We start from the raw sequence: 25,498 nt of genomic DNA on the forward strand, positions 1-25,498 counted from the left end.
GCAGGAGCATCATGGCCCGCCTCATTCTCCTGCTGATTTGCCTTGCCCTCCCCGCCCATGCGCAGCGCCAGATGGTCGTCGCGGCCCATCCCATGGCGGCGGAGGCCGGCCTCGCCATGCTGCGGGCCGGCGGCACCGCCATCGACGCCGCCATCGCCGCCCAGGCCATGCTGGCCCTGGTGGAGCCTCACGCCTCCGGCCTCGGCGGCGGCGCGCTGATGCTGCATTGGGATGGGGCACGCCGGCGCCTCTCCGCCTGGGACGGGCGCGAGACGGCGCCAGCCGCCGCCCCGCCCACGCTGTTCCTTCGCGACGGCCAGCCCATGGGCTTCCATGAGGCGGCGGTCGGTGGCCGCGCCGTCGGCGTGCCGGGCGCCATGCGCATGCTGGAGGCGGCGCATCGGCGACAAGGCACGCTGCCCTGGCCGCAACTCTTCGCCCCCGCCATCGCCGCCGCCGAGGCGGGCTTCACCGTGACCGCCCGCCTCGCCGCCCAGGTGGCCGCGGATGCCGAGCGGCTGCGGCGGGACCCGCAGGCCCGCGCCTATTTCCTGCCCGAGGGCAAGCCTGCTGCCGAGGGCGCCCGGCTCCGCAACCCGGCCCTCGCCGCCACGCTGCGCGCCATTGCCGAGCAGGGCGCCGATGCCCTGCATCGCGGCCCGATCGCCGCCGAGATCGCCGGCGCGGTGCGCGGCCATGCCAATCCCGGCCTGCTCACCACGGATGACCTGGCCGGCTACGCTCCGACGGAGCGGGAGGCGGTCTGCGGCCCCTATCGCGGCTTCACCATCTGCTCCATGCCGCCGCCGAGTTCGGGCGGGGTCGCCGTGCTGCAGATCCTCGCCATCCTCGGTCATCAGGAGATGTCGGTCGATCCGCGCGGCATCGAGGCGGCGCATCTGCTCGGCGAGGCCGGCCGCATCGCCTTCGCCGACCGCAACCGCTACCTCGCCGATGCCGACCACGTGCCCGTGCCGGTACGCGGGCTGCTCGACCCGAACTACCTCCTGATCCGCGCCCAGCTCCTCGATCGGGACCGCGCGCTGGCGGCACTCCGCCCGGGTAACCCGCCCTGGCAGGGCGGAGCCCCGCTCGCCTCGCAGCCGCCGCAGCCGGAACATGGGACGAGCCATCTCTCGATCGTCGATGCGGCCGGCAACGCCGTCGCCCTGACCACCACCATCGAGGATGCCTTCGGCGCCCGGGTGATGGTGCGCGGCTTCCTGCTGAACAACGAGCTGACCGACTTCTCCTTCCTGCCCGAGATCGACGGCCGCCCGGTGGCGAACCGGGTCGGCCCGGCCAAGCGCCCCCGCTCCTCCATGTCGCCGACCATCGTCTTCGGGCCGGAGGGCCTGCCGGTGGCGGTTCTCGGCTCGGCCGGCGGCTCGCGCATCATCGGCCATGTGGCGCAGACGTTGGTGGCGATGCTGGATTGGGGGATGGAGCCGCAGGCCGCCGTCTCCCTCCCGCGGATCGGCGCGCTGAACACCACGCTGGAGCTCGAGGCCGGCACCAGCGCCGCCGCCCTGGCTCCGGCACTCGAGGCACGCGGTTTCCCGGTCGAGGTGCGGGTGATGAATTCCGGCCTCACCGCCATCCGCATCCTGCGCGAACCGGGTGGGGTGAGGCTGCTCGGCGGCGCCGACCCAAGGCGGGACGGCACCGCCATGAGCGACTGACTATTTCTGCCGCTCGATCCAGTCGTTCACATGCTTCAGCGACTGATTGATGACCTGATGCATGTCGAGATACTGGTAGGTTCCGCAGCGACCAATGAAGCCGCACTCATTGGTCTTCTCGGCCAGCGCCTTGTACTTTTCATAGACCGCCTGGTACCGACCGTCGCTGGTCTTCACCGGATAGTACCGCTCCATGTTGTTGTCGACATAGTCGCAGGGTTCCTCCTGCGTCAGCGTCTTGCGGCCGGTCCGGTGAACCAGGTGATCCGGGATGCGGGACCAGTCGGTCTCGCGCGTACGCGGCCCGGCATCGGTGAAATTGATCGTCGTCGCCGTGCCGGCACCCTCCTCCGCCGGCACGTCCCGGTGATGGAAGCGGATGGAGCGATAGGGCAAGGGGCCGAAGGTGAAGTCGAAATACTCGTCGATCGGCATGCTGTTGAAGCAGTAGTGGTAGTCCTTCAGCATGGACTTCGAGAATTCCCGCCCGATATCGACCGAGATCAGCGGATGGTCGAGGATGCGCTCGAAGGCGGCCGTGTAGCCGCCCTTGAACATGAATTGGTACTGATCATTCGGGAAATACCGGTCCTCGTCATCGAACCGGATCGGTATGCGCTTCACCACCGATGTATCCAGCTCCTCGAGGTCGAGCTCCCACATCTTCTTGGTGTAAGGCCGGAAAAAGAGATCCGTCAGGTCGGGCCCGATCTGCGACAGCAGGTACTCCGCCGCGTTGGACGGCGCCTCCATCGGCACGGCAAGGCTGTGCAGGAACTGCTCGGCCTCCGCCGCCGTCGGCAGGTCCACCTTGAACAGGCCCTCCAGCGTCCGCCGGTTGATCGGCATGGGCAGGGTGCGGCCATCGGCCAGCAACGCCTCCACCCGGTGCTCATAGGGCACGAATTCCGTGAAGCGCTGCAGCCAGTCCACCACCCCCTTGTTGTTGGTGTGGAACAGATGCGGCCCGTAGCGGTGAACGCGGATGCCGTTCGGCAGAACCTCATCGAAGGCATTGCCGGCAATATGCGACCGCCGGTCAATGACTTGGCAGCGATACCCGGCCTCGGCGAGCTGGCGTGCATGGACCGCGCCGGCAAATCCGGCGCCGACGATGAGGATGGATTGCAAAACTGGGCTCCTTCCGCAAGCTCCCGTCCCGGCCTCTCTGAACCAGGGCGACGCTGGCGGAAACAATCCGGGACCACGGATGTTGCAGGCGCTCACGGCACATTTGCTTGGCCTGCGAAGTCGGGGCCGGCGCGCAACCCTCCCGCACCGTTTTCGTTCACCGGCTGACATGAACCCCGAAAGGCCTCCGATGCGCGCCCCTGCCCTCCTCCTGGCCCTGCTCGCCGCCCCACTCGTCACCCCGGCTGCCCAGGCGCAGGAGACGAAGGAGATCGGCCATGTGAACACGGCCATCACCAATCTCGGCCTGACCCGCAGCCACCGCGTCGTGGTGGAACGCTTCGATGACCCGGAGGTCGCCGGCATCTCCTGCTACATCAGCCAGGCCCGCACCGGCGGCGTCTCCGGCATGGTGGGGCTGGCCGAGGATCCGGCGCGCTTCGCCCTGTCCTGCGTGACGACCGGGGCGGTGCGCGTCGCGGAGGGCGCCCGCCGCGGCGAGCGCGGCGAGAATGTCTACGAGAGCAACACCAGCCTCTTCTTCAAGGAGACGCGCGTCCACCGCTTCCTCGACGAGGAGCGCGGCGTCGTCGTCTACATGGCCTGGTCCACCAAGCTGGTGGACGGCTCGCCCTACAATGCCGTGGCGGTCGTGCCGATCCGCTGAGCCGCCGGGACGCCGCCATCCCGCCCCTCCTCCACCGCATGGCAGGCGGTGAGGCTCTGCTCCGTGCCGCGGGCCGGGATCAGCCCCGGCCGCTCCGCCTTGCAGCGGTCATTGGCGAGCGGGCAGCGCGGGTGGAAGGGGCAGCCCGAGGGCGGGCTGATCGGGCTCGGCACCTCGCCCCCGACCGGGATGCGCTGCCGGCCGGTCATCTCGAGGTCGGGGATCGCCTCCATCAGCGCCCGCGTATAGGGGTGGCGCGGCGCGGTGAAGAGCGTCTCCGCCGGCGCCAGCTCCACCAGCCGGCCGAGATACATCACCCCGATCCGGTCGCTCACCTGCCGCACGACAGCCAGGTTGTGGCTGATGAAGAGATAGGTGAGGCCAAGCCGCACCTGCAGATCCTTCATCAGGTTGAGTATCTGCGCCTGCACCGAGACGTCAAGCGCGCTGGTCGGCTCGTCGCAGACGAGGAAATCCGGGTTGGAGGAGAGAGCGCGGGCGATCGAGATGCGCTGGCGCTGGCCGCCCGAGAATTCATGCGGGAATTTCTCCCCGTCCAGCGGCGAGAGCCCGACCTGGGTGAGCAGCTGCGCCACCCGATCCTGCTGCTGGGCGCCCGTTGTCAGGCCGAAGGCGCGGATCGGCTCGGCGACGATGTCCTTCACCCGCCAACGAGGATTGAGCGAGGCGTAGGGGTCCTGGAAGATCATCTGCATGCGCCGCCGCTGCTCGGCGACGGCACGTGCCCGTTCCAACTCCACCCCCTCGAACATCACCCGGCCACGGGTCGGCCGGTAGAGGCCGACCACCAGCCGCGCCACCGTCGACTTGCCGCAACCGCTCTCGCCGACCAGGGAGAGGGTGGTGCCCTTCGGGATCGAGAAGGAGATGCCATCGACGGCCTTCAGCGTCCGCCGGCCCTCGCCGGCCAGCACGCGCTGCAGCCATGGCCGGGACACATCGAAGTACCGGACGAGGTCCTCGACCTCGAGAACAGGGGACTCAGCCATGGCGCATCGCCTCCGGCGCCCGCTTCTCGGACGCCTCGTCATAAAGCCAGCAGGCGGCCCGGGTCGCGCCGGTCTCCAGCAGCACCGGCCGCTCCACGAGGCAGCGGGCGAAAACCTCCGGGCAACGTGGGTTGAAGGCGCAGCCACGGGGGATGGCCGAGAGCCGCGGCATGGAGCCGTCGATCTGCGCCAGATGGTCCACCTTGCGGTCGAGCGGCGGGATGGAGGCCATCAGCCCGACCGAATAGGGATGCTTCGGGTGCTTCACCACCTCCCGCACCGGGCCGATCTCGGCGATGCGGCCGGCATACATCACCGCCACCCGGTCGGCCGTCTCGGCGATCACGCCCATGTCGTGGGTGACCAGCATCATCGAGGTGCCCTTGTCGCGCGCCAGCCCCTTCAGCAGGGCGATGACCTGGGCCTGGATCGAGACATCGAGGGCTGTCGTCGGCTCATCCGCAACGATGAGCTTCGGCTCGGCGCAGAGCGCGAGCGCGATCACCACGCGCTGGCGCATGCCGCCCGAGAATTCATGCGGGTAGCTGTCGACGCGCTGCGCCGCGGCCGGGATGCCGACCATCTCCAGCCAGCCGATCGCCCGCCGCCGTGCCTCCGCCCCATCGAGGCCGAGATGCGTCTGGATCGTCTCCATGAGCTGATGCCCGACGGTGTAGAGCGGGTTCAGCGTGGTCAGCGGGTCCTGGAAGATGGCGCCGATCTCACGGCCGCGGATGCGGCGCATCTGGTCGTAGCGCAGGTTGTCGATCCGCTTGCCGTTCAGCAGGATCTGCCCGCCCGCGATGCGCCCCGGCGGCTCCAGCAGGCCGATGATGGCCGCGCCGGTCATCGACTTGCCGGCGCCGGACTCGCCGACGACGCCCAGCACCTCGCCTGGCGCGATGCTGAAGGAGACGCCGTCGAGGGCGGTGAGGATGCCGCGGCGCGTCGGGAATTCGACGCGCAGGTCGCGGACTTCGAGCAGCGGTTCCATCAGCGGAGCCTCGGGTTCAGCGCATCGCGCAGCCAGTCGCCGAGCAGGTTGACCGAGAGGACCATGACGATCAGCGCGATGCCGGGAAAGATCGCGATCCACCATTCGCCGGAGAAGAGGAAGTCGTTGCCGATCCGGATAAGGGTGCCGAGCGAGGGCTGGGTCTGCGGCACGCCGACGCCGAGATAGGACAGCGTCGCCTCGGAGATGATGGCGTTGGACAGGCCGAGCGTCGCGATCACCAGCACCGGCCCGAGGACGTTCGGCAGCACATGGGTCAGCATGATGCGGAGCTGCGAGATGCCGATGACCCGCGCTGCCAGCACATACTCCTTGTTGCGCTCCACCAGGGTCGAGCCGCGCACGGTGCGGGCGAATTGCGGCCAGGCGCTGATGCCGATGGCGAAGATCACGACGAAGAGCGCGATCCGGTCATGCACGGCCGGCGGCAGCGCGGCGCGGGCCACGCCATCCACCAGCAGCGCGATCAGGATGCTGGGGAAGGTCAGCTGGATGTCGGCGATCCGCATCAGCAGGCCATCCACCGCACCGCCGGCATAGCCGGCCAGCAGCCCGACCGCGACGCCCACCACCAGCGAGAAGGCCACCGCGCAGACGCCGACCAGCAGCGAGACCCGCGCGCCATACATGATGGCCGAAAGCACGTCCCGCCCCTGGTCATCCGAGCCGAGCGGATAGGTGGCGTCGCCCTCCGCCGCCCAGGCCGGCGGCTTGAAGGCGTCGATCAGGTTCAGCGTCGCCACATCGAAAGGGTCATGCGGTGCCAGCAGCGGCGCCAGCACGGCACCCAGCACGCAGATCAGCGCGACCACAGCCGAGGCGACGGTGATCGGCGAGCGCTTGAAGGACCACCAGAGGTCGCTGTCGAGCATGCGGCCGAGGGCCGAGGAGGTCGCGGCCATGGCTCAGCCCCCCCGCGCGACGCTGCGCCCGGCCCGAAGCCTCGGATCCACGGCGTAATAGAGCAGGTCCACCACCAGGTTGATGGTGACGAAGACAAGGGCGATGAGCATCAGATAGGCCGCCATGACCGGGATATCCGCCGAGCTGACCGACTGGATGAACAGCAGGCCCATCCCCGGCCATTGGAATACCGTCTCGGTGACGATGGCGAATGCGATGATGCCGCCAAGCTGCAGGCCCGCCACCGTGATCACCGGCACCAGCGTGTTCTTCAGCGCATGACCGAAATTGATGGCCCGGTTCCGCAATCCACGGGCCCGGGCGAATTTGATGTAGTCGGTCCGCAGCACTTCCAGCATCTCCGCCCGCACCAGCCGCATGATGAGGGTCAGCTGGAACAGGCCGAGGGTGATGGAGGGCAGCACCAGCGCCTTCAGCCCGGAGGTGGTGAGCAGGCCGGTGCTCCACCAGCCGATCTGCACCGTGTCGCCACGGCCGAAGCTGGGCAGCCAGCCGAGCCAGACCGAAAAGACGAGGATCAGCAGGATGCCGATCAGGAAGGTCGGCAGCGAGACGCCGATCAGGCTGAAGGTCAGCAGGAAGCGGCTGAGCCAGGAATTGCGGTAGAGCCCGGTATAGACCCCCATCGGCACGCCGATGCAGAGGGCGACCAGCGCCGCGCAGAAGGCCAATTCCAGCGTTGCCGGCGCCCGCTCAGCGATCAGCTCGGCCACCGGGCGGGACAGGCGGTAGGAGAGGCCGAACTCGCCTTGCAGGGCATTCCCGAGAAATCTGGCGAATTGCACGAAGAAGGGCTGGTCGAGCCCGAGGCTCGCGACCAGCGCCTGGCGCTGCGCCTCGGTGAAGTCCTGGCCGAGCATGATCGAGATCGGGTCGCCGACATAGGCGAACATGGCGAAGCTGATCAGCGCCACGACCGCCATGACCGGCAAGGCCTGCAGAATTCGGGATATGACAAAGGCGAGCATGGGGGGACCGTCTCTTGGCGGATGGCGCCCCTATAGGCGTCGCCCCGGCATGACGGAAGAGTGTCAGCCGGATGTTCCGGCTGTTTCAGGCCCCTCGGTCGCCCAGTCCCTCAGCAGGGTGAACCCCACGGCGAGCAGGACCGGCCCGAGGAACAAGCCAAGGAAGCCGAAGGCGAAGACCCCCCCGAGCGCGCCCAGCAGCGTCAGCAGCAGCGGCAGGTCGGCGCCGCGGGAAATCAGCCAGGGGCGGATCACGTTATCCGCGCTGCTGATGCCGAAGGCGCCGTAGAGGCCGAGGAAGATCGCCCAGCCGGTCGCCCCCTGGCTGAACAGCCAGAGCGTCGCCGGGATCCAGACGACCGGTGCCCCGACCGGCAGGATGGAGATGCATCCGGCCACGACGCCGAGCAGCACCGGGCGAGGCACCCCGGCGATCCAGAGGCCGAAGGCCGTCATCAGCCCCTGCACCAGGGCCGTGCCGAGCAGCCCGTAGACCACGCCACGGGTCACGTCCCCGGTCAGCGCCACCAGGTGCCGCGTCCGGTCCCCGGCCAGCCGCTCCAGCGCCGCCTCGCTGCGCCGGGCGATCGCCGGTCCGTCGCGGTACAGGAAGAAGGCGAGGAAGATCGCCACCAGCACCTCCGCCAGTCCCGAGAGAACGGCCAGCAGCACCGCCAACGCATTCTGCGCCAGCGTCCCGGCATAGGGGGCCACCAGCTCGGCGAGGCCGGAAAAGCCGAAATCCACCCCTTCCAGATAGTCGGCGAGGAAGCCGCCGATCAGCGGCAGGCTGCCGAGCCAGGTCCCGAGTCCGGGCATGCCCTGGGTGAGGAGGGTCTCGAAGGCGTTGCGCAGCCCCTCCACATCCTCCCGCTTGGTCGGCGTGGCGAAGACGAGGGGCAGGCCGATCAGCAGGAACTCCGCCAGGACCATCGCCCCGGCGGCCCATCCCGGCGACAGGCCGGTGCGCTCCCGCAGGAAGCGATAGGCCGGCCAGGTGGAATAGACGAGGATCGCCGCCCAGAGCAGGGCGGAGAGGAAGGGCCGCAGCACCAGCAGGCACCCCACGGCCAGCGCCAGCGCCGCCAGCAGCCCGAGCAGGGCCACCGGGGTGAAGCCCTCGGTCTGGATTCGTCGCTCCGTCATCCCTGCTCCGTATCATCCCGGCCCATGGCGCGCACCCCATTCGGTGGCTGTAGCCAGCGCCGCCGCCCCTGGGTAGCGTGCGGCGCCACTGCTATAGCAGTCCGCCACGCGCCGCCGACCGGTGGCGCGGGACCGCGAATGGCTTGAAAGGGGAGGACCATGCCGCGCTTCGCCGCCAACCTGTCGATGATGTTCAACGAGGTGCCCTTCCTCGACCGCTTCGCCCGCGCCCGGGCAGCCGGCTTCGAAGCGGTGGAATTCCTCTTCCCCTATGAGTTCCCGGCCACCGAGATCGCCACGCGGCTGAAGGATAACGGCCTCACCCAGCAGCTGTTCAACGCCCCGCCCGGCGATTGGGCGCGGGGCGAGCGTGGCCAGGCCGCCCTCCCCGGCCGCGAGGCGGAATTCCGGGACGGGGTGAAGCGCGCCCTCGACTATGCAGCGGCCCTCGCCTGCCCACGGCTGCACCTGATGGCCGGCCTCGCCCCGGCCGGCGTCGCGCGGGACACGCTGGTCTCGGTCTATGCCGCCAACCTCGCCTGGGCCGCCGAGGAATGCGGCAAGGCGGGCGTCAAGCCGGTGATCGAGCCGATCAACCACCGCGACATCCCCGGCTTCTTCCTCAACACGACGGATGAGGCCGCTGCCATCATCCAGGCCGTGGGGCCGGAGCGGCTCGGCCTGCAATTCGACCTCTACCACTGCCAGATCACCGAGGGTGACCTGGTGAAGACCGCCGAGCGGCACCTGCCGCTGATCGCCCATATGCAGGTGGCCGACAATCCGGGCCGCAACGAGCCCGGCACCGGCGAGGTGAACTGGCCGTTCGTCTTCCAGGCGATCGACGCCATGGGCTTCCGCGGCTGGATCGGCTGCGAGTACCGCCCGGCGGCCGAGACCGAGGCCGGCCTCAGCTGGTTCGCCCCCTACAAGTCCTGAACAACGACAGAAGGATTCAGCCGCCAATGAAGATCGGCTTCATCGGCCTCGGCATCATGGGCAAGCCCATGGCCGGGCATCTCAAGACCGCCGGCCATGAGATCATCGTCCCCGAGCGGAAAAGCCTCGATGCCGAGTCGCGCGCGGCCTTCACCGTCGCCGCCGACGCCACCGCGGTCGCCAAGGCGGCCGAGGTCATCATCCTGATCGTGCCCGACACCCCGGATGTGGAGGCCGCGCTGTTCGGCCAGGGCGGCGTCGCCGCCGGACTCTCGGCCGGCAAGCTGGTGATCGACATGTCCTCGATCAGCCCGACCGCCACCAAGACCTTCGCCGAGCGGGTGAACGCCCTCGGCTGCGACTATCTCGACGCGCCCGTCTCGGGCGGCGAGGTCGGCGCCAAGCAGGCGAGCCTCACCATCATGGTCGGCGGCGAGGAGGCGGCCTTCGCCCGCGCCAAGCCGCTCTTCGAGGCGATGGGCAAGAACATCACTCTGGTCGGGCCCAACGGCGCCGGGCAGACGACCAAGGTCGCCAACCAGATCATCGTCGCGCTGACCATCGAGGCGGTGGGCGAGGCGCTGGTCTTCGCCAGCAAGGCCGGCGCGGACCCGGCCAAGGTGCGCCAGGCGCTGATGGGCGGCCTCGCCACCTCCCGCATCCTCGAGCTGCATGGCGAGCGGATGATCAAGCGGACCTTCAACCCCGGCTTCCGCATCGTGCTGCACCAGAAGGACCTCAACCTGGCGCTGACCTCGGCAAAGGAGCTCGGCGTGGCGCTGCCGAACACCGCCTCCACCCAGCAGCTCTTCTCCGCCTGCATCGCCAGCGGCGGCGGCCAGCTCGATCATTCCGGGCTGGTCAAGGCGCTGGAGCTGATGGCCGCCCATCCGGTGGCACCCGAAGCCGGCTGAGCCCTACCCCGGCCGCACCCGCCCTGCGTGTGCGGCCGGTCCGGGCCACAGCCCTGGCGCTTGGCCCCTGTACGAAGATGTCGCAATAGTCCCAGCGTCTTGATTTCGACCAGGGAGCGAGGCAAGGTTTTTGGCGCCTCGTGCGAGGCACGAGATATCTTCTCAAAAATCTAACCATTTTGCTGTCCAGTGCGGCAGCCAGGATGGCGGGCGACGAGAAGGCGCGGAGGCCAGGATGCGGTTTGCGGATATCGGGCAGCAGTTGCGGGCGTATCGCCTGGAATCGGGCCTCAGGGCCGAGGAGATCGCCGCCCGGCTCGGCGTCTCCCGCGCCGCGCTCTACCGCTACGAGAAGGGCGAGGTCATCAAGCTGGACACGATCCGGCGCCTTGCCGAGCTGCTGAAGATCTCGCCGCTCTCCCTGCTCGGGATCGGCGTCGAGTATTTCTCCCGCCCCGTCGCTTTCCAGGAAAGGCTGCGCCAGGTCGAGGAGCAGGCCGACCAGATCCTCCTGGTGGGCGGCGCGCTCTGCTACCAGGTCTCGACCGATGCCTTCGAGGGCGCGCTGGCCGAGGCCTGGACCGAGGCCGCCGAGGCTTCAGCCGAGCGGGCCCCGGCCCGCGCCATGGCGGATCAGGCGCTCGGCCTTCTCACGGCCCGCAAGAAGGTCCACCAGCAGCGCCGGCCGAACATCATCGGCATCCTCTCCGAAGCCTCGCTGCGCCGTTTCCTGCAGGAGGGCGTGGCCGCCGGCATCGCCGTGCCGGAACGGACGCGCGCCCGCTGCCGCGCCGCGGCGGTGACCGAGGCCGAGAGCATCGCCGCGATGATGGAAAGCGTGCCGATCGGCCTGCAGCTTGGCCTCAGCACCGGGCCCGACCCTTCGGGCGCCTTCATCGTGCTGCGCGGCCGGGACCGTGCCCATGTCGTCGGCAGCCCCTTCCCGCCCGACGCCCCGCCGACCTCGGGCCTCGGGGTCGCCATGATCACCGCAGCCGATGAGGCGATCTCGGTCCATCAACGGGTGGCCGAGGCAGCCTGGCGGGATGCGCTGAAGGGTGCCGCCGCCGCGGCCCGCATCCGCGAACTGGTCGCCGCGGCCCGGCCCGCCTGATCACAGGGCCAGCCGCGCCTCCATCACCTCCTCCTCCTCGGCCGAACGCCGCAGGCTGAAGCCGAGGCTGCGGACAAAGCCCAGCATCGGTTGGTTCTCGGCCAGGACCTGACCGGCTACCTCCATCACGCCCATGGCGCGGCCCCATTCGAAGAGCCGCTCCATCAGGTGGCGGCCCACGCCCTGGTGCTTCATCGCCTGCTCCACCGTCACGGCGAATTCGGCGCTTGGCCCCACCGGGTCGCGGATCAGCCGTGCCACGCCGCGGATCGCCCCCGTCGCGTCGCAGGCCACGAAGGCCATCTCCCGGTCGTAGTCGATCTGGGTCAGGCGCGCGGTCAGGGCCGGCGACAATTCGCGCAGGGGCGAGAAGAAGCGGCGGCGGATATCCTCGGGATCGAGGCGATGGAACATCTCGCCCAGCGCCGCGGCATCCTCCGGGCGAATCGGGCGGATGGCCAGCGGCCCCGCCGAACGGGTCTGGAAGGGCCGTTCCAGCTCGGCCGGATAGGGCGGGATCGCCAGCACCGAGGCCTCGCCAGCCAGCCGCAGCTGGAGCGCCGCATCCACCGCCAGCACGCCCTGCGCATCGGCGAAAAGCGGGTTGATGGTGAGGCCCGCCACCTCCGGGAAATCCACCGCGACCTGCGAGAGGCGCACCAGCGCCTCCGCCACCGCTCCGCGATGGGCGGGCACATGGTCGCGGAAGCCGGCGAGCAGCCGGGCCGTGCGCGACCGGCCGATCAACTGGTCCGCCAGCGCCAGGTTGAGCGGCGGCAGGTCATGCGCCTCATCCGCCGCGAGATCAGCCGCGGTGCCGCCCTGGCCGAAGCCGATCCAGGGACCGAACATCGAATCCTCGCCGAGGCGGAGCCGCAGCTCGAGCGCCCGCGCCGCCTGGCGCTGCACCAGCAGCCCGTCGATCCGCGCCTCGGGCCGGCTCGTGCGAATGCGCAGGAGCATCGCCTCCGCCGCCTCCCGCACCGCCGCGGCACTGGCGAGGTTGGCCACGACGCCGCCGATATCGCTCTTGTGCAGCACGTCGGGGCTGAGGATCTTCAGCACGACGGGGAAGCCCAGCATGGTGGCGGCATCGGCCGCCTCGGCAGGTCCCTCGGCATGGCGGCCCGGCACGGTCGGGATGCCGTAGGCAGCCAGCACGCCGAGCGCCTCCTCCGCCGTCAGCGCCAGCCGCCCCGCCGCCCGGGCACTGGCGAGGATGCGCCGGACAGCGGTCCGGTCCGGTGCCAGGTCCAGCACCTCCCGTGAGGGCAATTCAGCCGCCGCAGCGCGGTTGCGGCGGTCGGCTGCCAGATGCAGCGCGCCACGCGCCGCGGCCTCGGGGGTGGCGAAGACCGCCAGCCCAGCCTCCGCCATGTGGCGGCGCTGCCGCCCGGCGGTGGCCTGCCCGATCCAGGCGACAAGGATGGGCGCGGCGCGGCCAGGGCCCGTCCGGGCCGCCGCGATCATCGCCTCGGCCGCGGCCTCGGCCGCATCGGGTGGCACCTCGCCCGGGGCCGGGGCGTGCAAGGCGAGCACCGCATCCACCTCGGGCAACCCGGCCAGCATGGCGGCCGCCTCGGCCAGCTTCGGCCCGGCCGCCGGCCCGAGCGAGAGCGGGTTCCCAGGCACCCAGCCGGAGGGCAGCAGCATGTGAAAGGCCGCCATCGATTCCGGCCGCAACTCCGCCAGGCAGCCGCCACCCGCCACCACCGCATCGGCGGCCAGATGGCCGAGACCGATACCGTTGGTGACGATGCCGATGCGAGTCGCCGGCAGCGTCCCGCCCCGGCCCGGGGCCGCCGGCCGCAGCCGCACCCGGGCCAGCGTCTCCGCCGCCGAGAGCAGGTCCTCGAGGCCGGAGACGCGGAGGACGCCGGCGCGCCGCAGCGCCGCCTCCATCACCGCATCGGCCAGGCCCGAGGCATCGCCGCTGCGCCCTCCGGCGCGGATCGCCATCACCGGCCGGGTCCGCGCCGTGGCGCGGGCGGCCGAGACGAAGGCCCGCCGGTTGCGCACCCGCCGCAGGTCGAGCAGCACGGCGCCCGTGCCCGGGTCCCGCGCCAGCCAGTCGAGCGAGGCGGCGAAGCCGATCGTGGCATTGCCGCCGATGCCGATCACATGGCTGAAGCCAAGCTGTTCCGACGCCGCCCAGTCCAGCACCGCCCGCGCCAGGGCGGCGGATTGGGTGACCAGCGCCAGCCGCCCCCGTGCCGGCGGGATGTGGGTGAGCGAGGCATTCAGGCCGATCTCCGGGATGCAGAGGCCGAAGCTCCCCTGCCCCAGCGCCCCCACCCCGGTCCGCGCGGCGATGCCGGCGAGGTCGGGTGCCGGGCCGGGCACGATGGCGGCGAAGCAGCCGCGCCGCGCCAGGGCTTCCATGGCGGGCTCCAGCGCCGCCGGCGGGAGGCAAAGCACGGCGAGGTCCGGCGCCTCCGGCAATGCCTCAACCGATTCGGCCGGCGTGAGGCCAGGCACCGCCATCCCGATAACGAAGGCGCTGCCCTTGAAGCCGCCGCTGGCGATATTCGCGGCCAGCACCGGCGCCTCCGGCTGGGCAGGATCGGCCAGCAGGACGAGGCTGCGCGGCCGGAACAAGGCGCGCGGCTGGTAGCCGGGAGCGACGCTGCGCGGGATGATCATCGGCATGGTGCGGCGCAACATGGACCGCCGCGCCGGGAGCGGCAACCATGCATCCCGGCAGCAGGAGCTTGACGATGGACGCGCGGCTGGATCCCGAGATGCAGGCTTTCAACGCGATGATGGAGGGGCGCGCGGCCCTTCTGCCGCCGATCCGCCTCGAACTGCCCTTCGACCGTCCCCGCGCCCTGACCGAGGCGTTGAATGCGCCCCTCTCCGCCGGCGGCCCGGTGCTGGCGGTGAGCGAGGACCGCTGGCTGCCGGTGCGCGGCCGGCGCATCCAGTGCCGCGTCCACCTGCCGGCGGGGCCGGGGCCGCATCCGGTGCTGCTCTACCTGCATGGCGGCGGCTGGGTCTGGAACAGCATCGACACGCATGACCGGCTGATGCGCGAATACGCCGCGGCCGCGGGCTGCGCCGTCATCGGCCCCGACTACGCGCTGAGCCCGGAGGCGGTCTTCCCCCAGGCGCTCGAGGAGTGCGAGGGCGTACTGCGCTGGATCGCCGCCGAGGGCGCCGCCTGGGGGCTCGACCCGTCCCGGATCGTGGCCGGCGGCGATTCGGCCGGCGCCAACCTCGCGGCTGGCCTCGCCTTGTCGCTGCGCGACGGCGGCGCCCCGGTCCCGCTCCGCGGCCTCCTGCTGAATTACGGTGTCTTCGACAGCCGGCTCGACCGGCCGAGCTACCGCGAATTCGCCACTGGCTACGGGCTGACGGAGGAACGGATGCGCTTCTACTGGGGCGCCTATGCCCCGCGCCCCGCCGACCGCCTCAACCCGCTCGCCGCGCCGCTGCGGGCCGACCTCGCCGGGCTGCCGCCCTGCCTGCTGCATATCGCCGAACTCGACGTGCTGGCGGATGAGAACCGCGCGATGGAGGCCGCCCTGCGCGCCGCCGGAGTGGCCGTCGAATCGCAGCTCTTCCCCGGCACGGTGCATGGATTTCTCCGCGCCCTCGGCCATGTCGGCGCGGCGGACCGATCGGTGGCGGCGGCCGCGGCCTGGCTCAGGGCGCGGCTTGCCGCTGCATGAAGCGCGCGCCCTCGCCGTAGCTCGCCAGCGCCACGGCATCGGCGCAGGGCGCATCGCGGAAGCCCTGCGCCTGCCAATAGGCGCCGGTGCCGGGGATGGCGACGAGCGTCGCCTCCGGCCAGCGGGCGAGCAGGCGCGCCGCATGGCCGGCGCCCCGCGCCGCCGGCAGCAGGGCGATGTCGTGCAGGTGCCAGGGCCCCGGCCGCAGCCTGCCGAGCAGGCTGTCGAGCGGCGGCGGCGCCAGCCCGTCCCAGGGATGCGCCACGGCATAGCCCTCCCCCTCGCCCAGCATCCAGCACCCGCCCGACGCCAGCGCGAGCCGTTCGGCAAAGACCGCCGGCGCTTCCGGGTGGTGCGGGTGCAGCCGGTCCGCCAGGGCGAGGACGCCAGGCAGGTCCGCCGCGGTCATCGGGCGCCAGTCCATGGCCCCGGATAGCGCGAAGCCGGCCGCCATGCGAGGCTTCGCCGCATGATCACGCCGGGCCCGCGCAACCTTATCACCGATGTCGAAGGCATCCTCGTCGGCAATGCCGAGGACCCGCGGATCCGAACCGGCACGACGGTGATCTATCCCGAGACGCGCTGCGCCGCCGCCGCCGATATCCGCGGCGGCGCGCCGGGCACGCTCAACATCCAGGCGCTGGACCCGACCAGCATCGGCAATACCGTCGATGCCATCGTGCTGTCCGGCGGCTCCATGTACGGGCTGGATGCGGCGGGGGCCGTGGTCGCGGCGCTCGGTGCGCGTGGCCGGGGCGTGGCCTTCGGCGGGGCGACGGTGCCGGTGGTGCCGGGCGCCATCCTCTTCGACCTGATGAATGGCGGCGACAAATCCTGGGGCGAGACGCCGCCCTATGCCGCGCTCGGCCGGGCGGCGCTGGCCGCGGTGGGGCTGGATTTCGCGCTCGGCAATGTGGGGACCGGGCTTGGCGCGCGGGCCGGGCGGGTGAAGGGCGGCCTCGGCAGCGCGAGTTGCGTCACACCCGACGGGGTCCAGGTTGGCGCGCTGGTCGCGGTCAACAGCTTCGGCAGCACGGTGATGCCGGGCAGCCGGCATTTCTGGGCCTGGCCCCATGAGCTGGCGGGGGAGTTCGGCGGCCTCGGCCCGCCCCCGCGCGACTGGCGGCCGGAGCCCGAGATGCCCCTGCCGCTCGGCTCGGCGCTCAACCCCATGGCCAATACGACCATCGCCGTGGTGGCGGTGAATGCGGCGCTCGACAAGGGCGACCTGCAACGCCTGGCGATCATGGCCCAGGACGGGCTGGCACGATCGATCCGGCCGATCCACACGCCCTTCGACGGCGACAGCGTCTTCGCCATGGCGACCGGCAGGCTGCCTCTGACGGGGCCGGGGATGCTGGCGCGGCTCGGCCATCTGGCGGCGGAGACGCTGGCACGGGCAGTGGCGCGCGGCGTCTACCACGCTATTCGCCTCGGCGACCGGCCGGGCTGGCGGGACCTCGATGAGCACGGCGAGGCGTCGCCTCAGTAAACGAGGTGGCTCAGGGCAATCTCGACCGCGATGACGAAGCCGGTGAAACAGGCGGCAGCGGCCGTGTAGGCCGCGGTCCCGCTCCACTGGTCGGTGGCGGCATGGGCGATGGCACGCATGGAAAGGATCTCCTGGCTTGGCGGCCGGCCTACTGGACAGGCCACCCTTGACCAGGAGGATCGGCGTCCGCCGGGCAAAAGGCGAAGCGAAAGCCCGGATGGCCTCCATCCATGCAGCGGATGGTCAGCCGCCGGCGAGCGCCCGCTTCGCCACCTCGGCCAGGAAGCCGCTCGCCACCGGCAGGATGGCATCGTTGAAGTCGTAGCGCGGGTTATGCAGCTCGCAGCCGCCCTCGCCCGGGCCGTTGCCGATCCAGACAAAGGCGCCCGGCACCTCCTTGAGGAAGAAGGAGAAATCCTCGCCGGTCATCGCCGCCTGCAGGTCCCGCCGCACCGTCGTCACCGCGCCGGCGGCACCCGCGGCCAGGTCCCGCTCGGCCGGGTGGTTCACCGTGGGCTCGACGCCGACCTTGAACAGCACCTCGGCCTCCAGGTCGAAGGTCGCGGCGATGCCGGCGGCGATGCGGCGCATGCCCGCCTCGATCGCCGCGCCCGTCTCCGGCACCAGCCAGCGGGCGGTGCCCTTCAGCACCGCGCGGTCGGCCACCTGGTTCTGTGCCTCCCCGGCCTCCGCCACGGTGACGCTGACCACGGCGGCGTGCATCGGGTCGATGTTGCGGGCGACGATGGATTGCAGGGCGATGATGGCATGGCCGGCGCCGATCATCGGGTCCCGCGTGAGATGCGGCAGGGCGGCGTGGCCGGCATGGCCGGTGAAGGCGATCTCGAACCGGGCGCCGGCGGCCATCACCGGCCCCTCATGCACGGCGACCGTCCCCGCCTCCAGCCCCGGCCAGTTATGCCAGCCGAAGATCCGTTCCATCGGGAAGCGCTGGAACAACCCATCGGCGATCATCGACCGTGCGCCGCCCCCGCCCTCCTCGGCCGGCTGGAAGACGAGCTGGATGGTGCCCGTCCATCCCGGATCCTGGGTCAGCAGCGCGGCCGCGCCGAGCAGGGCGGTGGTGTGCCCGTCATGGCCGCAGGCATGCATGACGCCGGGCACGGTCGAGCGGTAGGGCAGCGATTCATTCTGTTCCTGGATCGGCAGCGCGTCCATGTCGCCGCGCAGTCCGACCGAGCGGTTGGACCCGCCGCCGCCCCGCCGCAGCGTGCCGACCACGCCATGCCCGCCGACGCCCTCCGTGACCTCGGCCCCCATCTCCCGTAGCCGCGCGGCGACGAAGGCGGCGGTCTCCGCCTCATGCAATGTCAGGCCCGGATGGGCATGGAGGTGGCGCCGCCACCCGGTGAGCGTTTCAGCAAGGGCTTGATCCATGCAAGAAGCCTAATCCTCCCCACCTGGGTAGGGAACCCTGACGCAGGAGGATGCTTTCGCCCCAGTGTTATCGTTGTTGCGCCGCATCCCCATCATTCTGGTTCTGCTTGCCGCCCCGATTGCCAGGGCGCAGGAACCCGACCCGGCGGCCCTGCCCTACAAGGTAGAGATCGCGCCAAGCGGCGATTCACGCCTGGATGCCGCGCTCTCCGCGGTGTCGCAGCTCGTTGCGCTGCATGAGCAGGCGCCGACCACCGCGGGCGGCGTCATCGGACGGGCCCAGGGCGACCGGGAGCGGCTGCAGCAGGCGCTGCAGTCGGAAGGCTATTGGGGTGGCGTTGCGCGTATCACACTGGGCGGCCTGCCCATCACCGACCCGGACCTGTTCGCCCGCCTGGAGGCCACGACCGAGAAGCCCCTCCCGATCCGCATCACGGTCGAGAAGGGTGAGCCCTATCGCATCGCCAGCATCGCCATCCGTGCCACGCGGCCGGAGGAGCAGCCCACGGTCGATGCCGCGGCGGACCGGCCCTTTGGCATCGCGCGGGGCGATGTGGCGCGGGCCGAGCCGGTGCTGGCCGCCGAGCGCACCCTGCTGGACCGCCTGCTCGAATCCGGGCACCCGCTGGCCAGCCAGGCAGGGCGGGAGACGGTGGTGGATCATGGCGCGAAGACCATGGAGATCAGCTGGCGCCTCGCCCCCGGCCCGCTGGCCCGCTTCGCCCCGCCCCAGGTGGAAGGGGCTGTCCGGGTCGATGCCGATTTCCTCCGCCGCCAGGCTGGCCGCATCACCGGCGAGACCTACAGCCCCGCCCGGTTGGAGCAGGCCCGGCGGGAGCTGATGGCCCTCGGCCCCTTCGGCTCGGTCCGGGCACGGGCCGCGGAGCGGCTCGACAGCGAAGGCCGCCTCCCGACCACCTTCACCGTCGCCGAACGGGCCCGCCATGCGGTCGGCGTCACCGCAGCCTATGAGACGAATTACGGCCCCACCATCCGGGTCTATTGGGAGCATCGCAACCTCTTCGGCGGCGCCGAGAGGCTGCGGCTGGAGGGGGAGATCGCGCGCATCGGCACGGGCGGCGCCCTCGATCAGATGACCTACCGGACAGGGGCCACCTATCGCAGCCCCGGCGTCTTCGGGCGCGACCTGACCCTGATCGCCAGCATCGGCGCCCTGCGCGAGCGGCTGGACGCCTATGACCGGGATGCCATCACCGCCTCGCTGCTGTTCGAGCGCCGCATCTCCGACCGTCTCTCGCTGCGTGCCGGGCCGGTGGCCGATTTCGGCTCGATCGGCCCGCCGGACGGCCAGTTGAGCCCCTACCAGATCGTCGGCGTGCTCTTCGGCGGCCGCTTCGACGGCACCGACAGCCTGCTCGATCCGGCCCGGGGCTACCGCCTCGAGGGCACCGTCACTCCCTCCTACAGCATCCGCGACAGCGAGCCCTTCGTGCCGCTGCGGGTGACCGGCAGCACCTATTGGGATGTGCTGGGCGACCGGCGCAGCATCCTCGCCGTGCGCGGCACCGTCGGCTCGCTGCTGGGGGCCGGGCGTGGCAGCGTGCCGCGGCACATGCGCTTCTATGCCGGCGGCGGCGGCTCCGTGCGCGGCTTCGACTACCAGTCGATCGGGCCGCGCGACGAGCGCAACAAGCCCTCCGGTGGGGCCAGCCTGCTGGAGACCAGCCTGGAATGGCGACAGAAGGTCTATGGCGACTTCGGCGCCGTTGCCTTCGTTGATGCCGGCGCGGTCGGCACCGGTTCGCTGCCCGATACCTCCAACCTGCGCGTCGGCGCCGGCCTCGGCCTGCGCTACTACACCGCGATCGGGCCGATCCGCGCCGACGTGGCTGTGCCGGTGGTGCGGGAGCCGAACTCCTCCGGCTACGGCCTGTATGTCGGCATCGGCCAGGCGTTCTGAACCATGCGCTGGCTCAAATGGCTCCTGGGCGCCCTGGCGCTGCTCATCCTGCTGCCGGTCATCGCTGTCATCGGCGCCCTGGCCTGGGTGAACACCGAAAGCGGCGGCGACTTCCTCGCCCGCCAAGCCGCAAGCTTCGTCCCCGGCCTCCGGATCGAGGGGCTGCGCGGCCCGCTGCCCGGCCATCTCGCCTTCGCCCGGCTCGGCTATGCTGACGACCAGGGCGAATGGGTCTCGCTCGAGGATGGGCGGATCGACCTCGACCTGATGGCGCTGTTCTCCGGCACCTTGCGGATCGAGCGGATCGAGGCGGCGAAACTCGCCCTGGCCCGCCTGCCCGCCGGCGGCGAGGCAAGTCCGGCCGAGCCGCAGCCGCCCGCCGACACCGTCCTGCCGCATCTCCCGCAGCTTCCCGTGGCGGTGGTGCTGGACCGGCTGGCCATCGGCCGGATCGATCTGGCGCCCCCGGTGCTCGGCCAGGCCGCGGTCCTTGGGCTCGAGGGCCAGGCAAGGCTCGGATCCGCCGGACTCGAGGCCTCGCTCGACCTGCGCCGCCTGGATGCGGCGATGCAGGCCGCCCTCAACCTCGCCCTGACCCCGGCCGCCGACCGGCTCTCCGCCAGGCTGACGCTGGATGAGGCGCCCGGCGGGCTGATCGCGGGCTTCATCCCGCCGCCCGAGGGCGGCTGGGGCGACGCCCCGCTGAACCTGTCCCTCACCCTCGATGGCCCGGCCTCGGGTGCCGCGCTCGACCTCCGGGCGAGCCTCGGGCCGGAGGTCGCGCTGACCGGCGCCGGCACCGTGCGGGCGACGCCCGAGGGCCGCTACGGCGCCACGCTCCAGGGCGAGGCACGCGCCGGCCCGCTCCTCCCGCCCGATCTCCGGCCGCTCGCAGTCCCGCTCGGCTTCGCGCTGGAGGCCGAGCTGCCGCCCGACCAGCGCCTCTCCCTCCGCCAGCTGGACCTCACCCTGCCCGCCGGCCGGCTCGGCGCCAGCGGCACCGCCGATCTCGCCAGCGAGGCGCTGGACCTGCGCCTCGACCTCGCCTTGGCCGAGTCCAGCCGCTTCGGCGCCCTGCTGCCGGCCGGCCTCGCCTGGCAGGGGCTGCGGGCCGAGGCGCATGTCACCGGCACCATGGCGAAGCCCGCCATCGCCCTGACCGCGACGCCCGATGCCCTGGCAACCGGCGTGGCCCAGGCCGATGCCGTACTCGGCCCGGCCCCTCGTCTCGTCCTGCAAGGGGCCCTGCCCGGCCCCGCCTTCGATGCAACGCTGGATGGCGCCAATGGCCGCCTCGCCGCCAAGGGCACCCTCGCCGAGCCGATCGCCCTCGATGCCAGCCTCTCCCTCCCCCGGCTGGAGGTGCTTGGTGCCGGCTCCGAAGGCGCGCTGGAGGCCACCGTCCATGCCACGGGGAAGCTGGCCGACCCGGATCTGACGCTTGCCGCACGCTCCGGCCGCATCGCCGCCGCCGGCCGGGTGCTGGAAGGCCTTGCCCTCGATGCCCGGATAGCGACGCCGGCCTCCGCCCCGCGCGGCACCGCCCAGCTCCGTGCGACACTGGACGGCCTGCCCGTCGCCCTCGACTTCCGTGGCCGGCCGGATGGGCAGGCGGTGGAGATCGAGGCCGCCGAGGCGCGGCTCGGCCCCGCCCAGCTCACCGCCAATGGCCGGCTCGACCCGGCCGCCCAGATTTTTACCGGCACGGCGCGGCTGGAGGCGGCTGAATTGGCGCCACTCGGCCGCCTGGCCGGCCTCGCGGGCCTCGCCGGGCGGCTGACGTTGGATGCGAAGCTGGAGCCGCGCGATGGGATCCAGGGCTTCGACCTCCGCCTCGACGCACCCCGCCTCGCCTATGCCGGGCAGGACGGCAGTCTCGCCGCCACCGTCAACGGCACGCCCGCCGCGCTCGACTGGACCCTGCGGGGCAAGGCGACGGAGGGCGAGGTCTCCGGCCGCGGCCGTCTCGCCGCCGCCGAGGGCAGCTACCGGCTCGACCTCGCCGCGCTGCAGGCCCAGGCCATGGGTGAGACCCTTCGCCTCGCCAACCCGGCCCGCATCACTTACGGCGCCGATGGCGGCATCGAGGTGGCGGGGCTGGCCCTCGCCATCGGCCAGGGTGGCCGGGTGCAGGCCGCCGGTCGCTGGGGGCCGGAGCGCGCCGATCTCGGCATCACCATCGCCGCCCTGCCGCTGACCCTGGCCGAACGCTTCGCCCCCGACCTCAAGCCCCAGGGCCTGCTGACCGGCGAGGTCCGCGCCACCGGCGCCGTCGCCCAGCCGGAGATCCGCGCGCGGCTGAACGGCACCGGGATCGGCCTCGGCGCCGACTGGGCGCGCGGCCTGCCAGCCCTGACCCTGCGCGCCGAGGCCAGCATGGCCGGCAACGCCGCCGAGGCGCGGGCCGAGATCGCGGCCGGACCGGCGGGCACCGTCACCGCCACGGCCCGGCTGCCCCGCGGCTTCGGCGGCGAGGCGCCACTCGCAGCCTCCCTCGACGGCGCCCTGAACCTGGCGCCGCTCGCCAGCCCCTTCCTCGCCGCCGGCGCGGACCGGGTCGCCGGCCGGCTCGCCCTCGCCTTACGGGCCGAAGGCAGCATCGCGGCACCCCGCCTCGGCGGCCGCGCCACGCTCAGCGGCGGCAGCTACCGCAACCCGAGCACGGGCATCCGCCTCTCCGACATCGCCGGGACGATCATCGGCGAGGGCACGCGGCTGGTGATCGAGCGGCTGGAGGGCAAGACCACGGGCGGCGGCATCATCGGCATCCGCGGCAGCGTCGATGCCGGCGCCGAGGGCTTCCCGGCCGACCTCGTGATCACCGCCCGCAACGCACGGCCCTATGCCTCCGACCTCGGCACCGCGACCATCGGCGCCGACCTGACCGTGAAGGGGCCGGTGATGGGCGGCGGCGCCATCGCCGGCGAGGTACGGATCGACCAGGCCGATCTCCGTGTCCCCGAGAAGCTGCCCGCCAGCGTGCCGACGCTGACCAATGTGCGCCAGCGCGGCCGCGCACCGGCCGGCGTGGTGCAGACCGCGCCGCCGCCCGCCAAGGCCGGCCCGCCAGCCCCGGCGGCGCCGCCGCTCTCGCTCGCGGTGAAGGTGACGGCACGCCGCGTCTTCATCCGCGGACGCGGCATCGACGTGGAGATGGGCGGCGCGCTCGACATCGGCGGCACGGTGGCCGCACCGGTGCCCTCGGGCGCGCTGCAGCTGCGGCGCGGCACCCTCAACATCCTGACGCGGACGCTGACCTTCCAGCGCGGCAATATCGGCTTCGCCTCGGGCACTTTCGTCCCGCAGCTCGACATGGCCGCGCAGGCCACGACGGGCGGCAGCACCACCATCACCGTCACGGTCACCGGGCCGGCGAACGCCCCCCAGATCGCCTTCACCTCGACGCCCGAATTGCCGCAGGACGAGGTGCTGGCCAGGCTGCTCTTCGACCGCGCGACGAGCAACCTCTCGCCCTTCGAGATCGCCCAGATCGCCGCGGCCGCCGCGCAGCTCAGCGGCATCGGCGGCGCGGGCGGCGGGCCGCTGGACCGGGTGCGGAACGCGCTCGGCCTCGACCGGCTGGGGGTGAGCGGCGCCGCCCAGGGCAGCACGGGCGCGACCGTCGAGGCGGGGCGCTACGTGGCGCCGGGTGTCTTCCTCGGTGTCCGGCAGGGCACCAATGGCGGCCAGACCGGCGTCGGCGTGCAAGTGGAGATCACGCCCAACATCAAGCTCGAGGGTCAGACCGCGACCGGCCCGGCCGGGGACCGCATCGGCCTGTCCTACGAATTCGAGTACTGAGCCGCCCGCCACCGCGCGCGGGGACGTGATGGCGGATGCTGATGCAGCTATTAATAACGCTGCTTATGTTCCCCCGCGTGACGATCCCTCCTCATGACGACCTCCTTCTGCTGCTGACCGATGTGGCGCGGCTGATCCGCACCATGGCGGACCGGGTGGCCCGCGCGCATGGCATGACCCGGGCGCAATGGACGATCCTGGCGCGCCTCCGCCGCCATGACGGCCTCACCCAGCGCGAGCTGGCCGAGCTGCTGGAGGTCGAGCCGATCACCGTTGGCCGCCTGGTGGACCGGCTGGCCGCCCGCAACCTGATCGAGCGCCGTGCCGACCCCACCGACCGGCGCTGCTGGCGGCTGCACCTCCGGCCGGAGGCGGCACCGGTGCTGGCGGAGATCGACGAGGCCAAGGCCGCCTTCGATGCGGCCGCCACCCGCAACCTGCCCGAGGCCCAGCGGGCCGCGCTCAAGGCTGCCCTGCTGCACATGAAATCCAACCTCCTGGCCGGCGACGACGAGGCCGGCTTCGCTGCCTGAGAGAGTCCCCATGCCCGAAGGTCCGATCCGCGTCGCGCAGCCCGAGGCCGAAACCGCGCCGAAGCGTCGCCGCTGGCTGCGCCCGGTACTGATGGCCGGCGGCGTGCTGGCCGTCATCGCCGGCTCCGGCCTGTTCTGGCTGCATGGCGGCCGCTATTCCGGCACAGACGATGCCTATGTGCAGGCCGACCGGCTGCTGCTGGCGACCGACGTCTCCGGCATCGTGCAGCGCATCGCCGTGCATGAGGGCGATGCCGTGACCTCCGGCCAGGTGCTGGTGCAGCTCGACTCCGCGCCCTTCCGGCATGCTCTCGACCAGGCGCAGGCGCAGCTCCAGCAGACGGCGCTGAACCTCACGGCCATGGAGGCCGACTACGGGCGCCTGCTGCGCGACGCGGCGGCGCAGGAGGCAGCGGTGCAGCTTGCCCAGGCGACCTATGACCGCGCGGCGCAGATCGTGAACAGCGGCGCCGTCACCCGCTCGGCCTATGACCAGGCGCGCTACGGCCTGCAGCAGGCGCAGCAGCAGCTCGAATCCCTGCGCGCCCAGGCGAAGGTCCAGCTCGCCAGGCTCGGCGGCAAGCCCGACATGCCGGTCGAGCAGCACCCCGATTACCTGGAGGCCGCGGCGAAGCTCGCCGAGGCGCAGCGCCAGCTCGACCACACCACGCTGCGCGCCCCCTTCGACGGCGTGGTGACCCAGGTTTCGAGCCTGCAGCCGGGGCAGTATCTCGGCGCCTCCTCGCCCGCCTTCGCCCTCGTCTCCTCCGACCGTGTCTGGATCGATGCGCTGCCGAAGGAGACCGACCTGACCTATGTGAAGCCGGGCAACGCCGCGACCGTCACCATCGACACCTATCCTGGCGTCACCTGGAAGGCCGTGGTCGAGAGCATCAGCCCCGCCTCGGGCTCCACCTTCAGCGTGCTGCCGGCGCAGAACGCCTCGGGCAATTGGGTGAAGGTGGTGCAGCGCATCCCGGTGCGGATTCGCGTCGAGCCGCAGGAGGGCGCGCCGCCGCTGCGCTCGGGGATGAGCGCCGTCGTCTCCATCGACACCGGCCATGAGCGGCATCTCTCGGACATCTTCTAACTCCCCACGACACCGCTGCGCGGCGCCGCGGGGGCCCCGGATTTTCCCTTACGCCTGATGCTTCGGCACCGCCTTCCGCGGC

The 25,498-nt window shown here is 71.7% G+C and carries 21 protein-coding genes; 11 read left to right on the forward strand and 10 right to left on the reverse strand.

Annotated features, from left to right (window positions below; translation table 11 throughout):
* Positions 1–11 precede the first annotated feature (11 nt).
* Complete coding sequence (gene ggt / locus BLR02_RS17350; protein WP_090664079.1) at positions 12–1,682, forward strand: gamma-glutamyltransferase; 1,671 nt, start codon at positions 12–14, stop codon at positions 1,680–1,682.
* Here ggt and BLR02_RS17355 read toward each other — a convergent pair whose 3' ends face one another.
* Entirely contained in the window at positions 1,683–2,813 is a 1,131-nt protein-coding gene (locus BLR02_RS17355; RefSeq protein WP_218127983.1) for a UDP-galactopyranose mutase, read from the reverse strand.
* A 190-nt stretch (positions 2,814–3,003) separates the two neighbouring features.
* Here BLR02_RS17355 and BLR02_RS17360 point away from each other — a divergent pair, with 190 nt between their 5' ends.
* Entirely contained in the window at positions 3,004–3,480 is a 477-nt protein-coding gene (locus tag BLR02_RS17360; protein ID WP_090664081.1) for a CreA family protein, read from the forward strand.
* On the opposite strand, the gene BLR02_RS17365 is transcribed toward BLR02_RS17360, so the two are convergent.
* The 5 genes from BLR02_RS17365 to BLR02_RS17385 all read right to left on the reverse strand — a co-directional run bounded on the left by BLR02_RS17365 (position 3,447) and on the right by BLR02_RS17385 (position 8,543).
* Positions 3,447–4,490, reverse strand: coding sequence for an ABC transporter ATP-binding protein (locus tag BLR02_RS17365; RefSeq protein WP_090664082.1), 1,044 nt, complete (start codon positions 4,488–4,490; stop codon positions 3,447–3,449). The genes BLR02_RS17360 and BLR02_RS17365 overlap by 34 nt on opposite strands.
* On the reverse strand, positions 4,483–5,484 hold the full coding sequence (locus BLR02_RS17370; protein ID WP_090664083.1) for an ABC transporter ATP-binding protein: 1,002 nt from the start codon (positions 5,482–5,484) through the stop codon (positions 4,483–4,485). Before BLR02_RS17370 ends, BLR02_RS17365 begins: the two co-directional genes overlap by 8 nt.
* The gene (locus tag BLR02_RS17375) at positions 5,484–6,407 is read right to left on the reverse strand and encodes an ABC transporter permease (protein ID WP_090664084.1); all 924 of its coding nucleotides are present in this window, start codon (positions 6,405–6,407) and stop codon (positions 5,484–5,486) included. The genes BLR02_RS17370 and BLR02_RS17375 overlap by 1 nt, the downstream gene beginning before the upstream one ends.
* Positions 6,408–6,410: 3 nt before the next feature.
* Positions 6,411–7,397: an ABC transporter permease gene (locus tag BLR02_RS17380; RefSeq protein ID WP_090565345.1), complete on the reverse strand. Its 987-nt coding sequence runs from the start codon at positions 7,395–7,397 to the stop codon at positions 6,411–6,413.
* A 63-nt stretch (positions 7,398–7,460) separates the two neighbouring features.
* Positions 7,461–8,543: an AI-2E family transporter gene (locus tag BLR02_RS17385; protein ID WP_090664085.1), complete on the reverse strand. Its 1,083-nt coding sequence runs from the start codon at positions 8,541–8,543 to the stop codon at positions 7,461–7,463.
* A gap of 159 nt (positions 8,544–8,702) precedes the next feature.
* Here BLR02_RS17385 and otnI point away from each other — a divergent pair, with 159 nt between their 5' ends.
* The 3 genes from otnI (at position 8,703) to BLR02_RS17400 (ending at position 11,510) form a co-directional block, all read left to right on the forward strand.
* A complete protein-coding gene (otnI, locus tag BLR02_RS17390) occupies positions 8,703–9,482 on the forward strand; it encodes a 2-oxo-tetronate isomerase (protein ID WP_090664086.1) in 780 nt (259 codons plus the stop codon).
* A gap of 26 nt (positions 9,483–9,508) precedes the next feature.
* Complete coding sequence (locus BLR02_RS17395; protein WP_090664087.1) at positions 9,509–10,396, forward strand: 2-hydroxy-3-oxopropionate reductase; 888 nt, start codon at positions 9,509–9,511, stop codon at positions 10,394–10,396.
* A 235-nt stretch (positions 10,397–10,631) separates the two neighbouring features.
* A complete protein-coding gene (locus tag BLR02_RS17400; RefSeq protein ID WP_090565337.1) occupies positions 10,632–11,510 on the forward strand; it encodes a helix-turn-helix domain-containing protein in 879 nt (292 codons plus the stop codon).
* Here the strand turns inward: BLR02_RS17400 and BLR02_RS17405 are convergent, their stop codons facing one another.
* On the reverse strand, positions 11,511–14,159 hold the full coding sequence (locus tag BLR02_RS17405) for a bifunctional acetate--CoA ligase family protein/GNAT family N-acetyltransferase (protein ID WP_245704833.1): 2,649 nt from the start codon (positions 14,157–14,159) through the stop codon (positions 11,511–11,513). It lies immediately after the preceding gene.
* Positions 14,160–14,227: 68 nt separating this feature from the next.
* Here BLR02_RS17405 and BLR02_RS17410 point away from each other — a divergent pair, with 68 nt between their 5' ends.
* Positions 14,228–15,181 (forward strand): alpha/beta hydrolase, encoded by a 954-nt coding sequence (locus BLR02_RS17410; RefSeq protein WP_090664089.1) that lies wholly within the window; start codon positions 14,228–14,230, stop codon positions 15,179–15,181.
* On the opposite strand, the gene BLR02_RS17415 is transcribed toward BLR02_RS17410, so the two are convergent.
* Positions 15,156–15,635, reverse strand: coding sequence for a GNAT family N-acetyltransferase (locus tag BLR02_RS17415; protein WP_245704834.1), 480 nt, complete (start codon positions 15,633–15,635; stop codon positions 15,156–15,158). The two genes, BLR02_RS17410 and BLR02_RS17415, sit on opposite strands and share 26 nt — an antisense overlap.
* 15 nt (positions 15,636–15,650) lie before the next feature.
* On the opposite strand from BLR02_RS17415, the gene BLR02_RS17420 reads away from it, so the two are divergent.
* Entirely contained in the window at positions 15,651–16,673 is a 1,023-nt protein-coding gene (locus tag BLR02_RS17420) for a P1 family peptidase (RefSeq protein WP_090664090.1), read from the forward strand.
* Here BLR02_RS17420 and BLR02_RS30890 read toward each other — a convergent pair.
* Together BLR02_RS30890 and BLR02_RS17425 are read right to left on the reverse strand one after the other, a co-directional pair.
* Positions 16,667–16,792, reverse strand: coding sequence for a hypothetical protein (locus BLR02_RS30890; protein ID WP_281201087.1), 126 nt, complete (start codon positions 16,790–16,792; stop codon positions 16,667–16,669). The genes BLR02_RS17420 and BLR02_RS30890 overlap by 7 nt on opposite strands.
* Positions 16,793–16,916: 124 nt before the next feature.
* Complete coding sequence (locus BLR02_RS17425; protein WP_090664091.1) at positions 16,917–18,071, reverse strand: amidohydrolase; 1,155 nt, start codon at positions 18,069–18,071, stop codon at positions 16,917–16,919.
* A 76-nt stretch (positions 18,072–18,147) separates the two neighbouring features.
* Here BLR02_RS17425 and BLR02_RS17430 point away from each other — a divergent pair, with 76 nt between their 5' ends.
* From BLR02_RS17430 to BLR02_RS17445, 4 genes are all read left to right on the forward strand, one after another.
* Positions 18,148–19,992, forward strand: a complete 1,845-nt coding sequence (locus tag BLR02_RS17430) for an autotransporter assembly complex protein TamA (protein WP_090664092.1) — start codon at positions 18,148–18,150, stop codon at positions 19,990–19,992.
* Positions 19,993–19,995: 3 nt separating this feature from the next.
* Positions 19,996–23,793, forward strand: a complete 3,798-nt coding sequence (locus tag BLR02_RS17435) for a translocation/assembly module TamB domain-containing protein (protein ID WP_090664093.1) — start codon at positions 19,996–19,998, stop codon at positions 23,791–23,793.
* 77 nt (positions 23,794–23,870) lie between these two features.
* The gene (locus BLR02_RS17440; RefSeq protein ID WP_245704835.1) at positions 23,871–24,326 is read left to right on the forward strand and encodes a MarR family winged helix-turn-helix transcriptional regulator; all 456 of its coding nucleotides are present in this window, start codon (positions 23,871–23,873) and stop codon (positions 24,324–24,326) included.
* A gap of 10 nt (positions 24,327–24,336) precedes the next feature.
* Positions 24,337–25,416, forward strand: a complete 1,080-nt coding sequence (locus tag BLR02_RS17445) for an HlyD family secretion protein (RefSeq protein ID WP_090565319.1) — start codon at positions 24,337–24,339, stop codon at positions 25,414–25,416.
* Positions 25,417–25,498 lie beyond the last annotated feature (82 nt).

It is taken from the genome of Belnapia rosea (assembly GCF_900101615.1).
GTDB classification, from domain to species: domain Bacteria; phylum Pseudomonadota; class Alphaproteobacteria; order Acetobacterales; family Acetobacteraceae; genus Belnapia; species Belnapia rosea.

Excerpts from the sequence above, each read along its gene's own strand:
- BLR02_RS17380 (WP_090565345.1), bottom strand. The coding sequence starts at position 7,397 with ATGCTCGCCTTTGTCATATCCCGAATTCTGCAGGCCTTGCCGGTCATG.
- BLR02_RS17445 (WP_090565319.1), top strand. The coding sequence starts at position 24,337 with ATGCCCGAAGGTCCGATCCGCGTCGCGCAGCCCGAGGCCGAAACCGCG.
- BLR02_RS17400 (WP_090565337.1), top strand. The coding sequence starts at position 10,632 with ATGCGGTTTGCGGATATCGGGCAGCAGTTGCGGGCGTATCGCCTGGAA.
- BLR02_RS17405 (WP_245704833.1), bottom strand. The coding sequence starts at position 14,159 with ATGCCGATGATCATCCCGCGCAGCGTCGCTCCCGGCTACCAGCCGCGC.
- otnI (WP_090664086.1), top strand. The coding sequence starts at position 8,703 with ATGCCGCGCTTCGCCGCCAACCTGTCGATGATGTTCAACGAGGTGCCC.
- BLR02_RS17360 (WP_090664081.1), top strand. The coding sequence starts at position 3,004 with ATGCGCGCCCCTGCCCTCCTCCTGGCCCTGCTCGCCGCCCCACTCGTC.
- BLR02_RS17415 (WP_245704834.1), bottom strand. The coding sequence starts at position 15,635 with ATGGCGGCCGGCTTCGCGCTATCCGGGGCCATGGACTGGCGCCCGATG.
- ggt (WP_090664079.1), top strand. The coding sequence starts at position 12 with ATGGCCCGCCTCATTCTCCTGCTGATTTGCCTTGCCCTCCCCGCCCAT.
- BLR02_RS17385 (WP_090664085.1), bottom strand. The coding sequence starts at position 8,543 with ATGACGGAGCGACGAATCCAGACCGAGGGCTTCACCCCGGTGGCCCTG.
- BLR02_RS17395 (WP_090664087.1), top strand. The coding sequence starts at position 9,509 with ATGAAGATCGGCTTCATCGGCCTCGGCATCATGGGCAAGCCCATGGCC.
- BLR02_RS17410 (WP_090664089.1), top strand. The coding sequence starts at position 14,228 with ATGGACGCGCGGCTGGATCCCGAGATGCAGGCTTTCAACGCGATGATG.
- BLR02_RS17435 (WP_090664093.1), top strand. The coding sequence starts at position 19,996 with ATGCGCTGGCTCAAATGGCTCCTGGGCGCCCTGGCGCTGCTCATCCTG.
- BLR02_RS17370 (WP_090664083.1), bottom strand. The coding sequence starts at position 5,484 with ATGGAACCGCTGCTCGAAGTCCGCGACCTGCGCGTCGAATTCCCGACG.
- BLR02_RS17375 (WP_090664084.1), bottom strand. The coding sequence starts at position 6,407 with ATGGCCGCGACCTCCTCGGCCCTCGGCCGCATGCTCGACAGCGACCTC.
- BLR02_RS17420 (WP_090664090.1), top strand. The coding sequence starts at position 15,651 with ATGATCACGCCGGGCCCGCGCAACCTTATCACCGATGTCGAAGGCATC.
- BLR02_RS30890 (WP_281201087.1), bottom strand. The coding sequence starts at position 16,792 with ATGCGTGCCATCGCCCATGCCGCCACCGACCAGTGGAGCGGGACCGCG.
- BLR02_RS17425 (WP_090664091.1), bottom strand. The coding sequence starts at position 18,071 with ATGGATCAAGCCCTTGCTGAAACGCTCACCGGGTGGCGGCGCCACCTC.
- BLR02_RS17365 (WP_090664082.1), bottom strand. The coding sequence starts at position 4,490 with ATGGCTGAGTCCCCTGTTCTCGAGGTCGAGGACCTCGTCCGGTACTTC.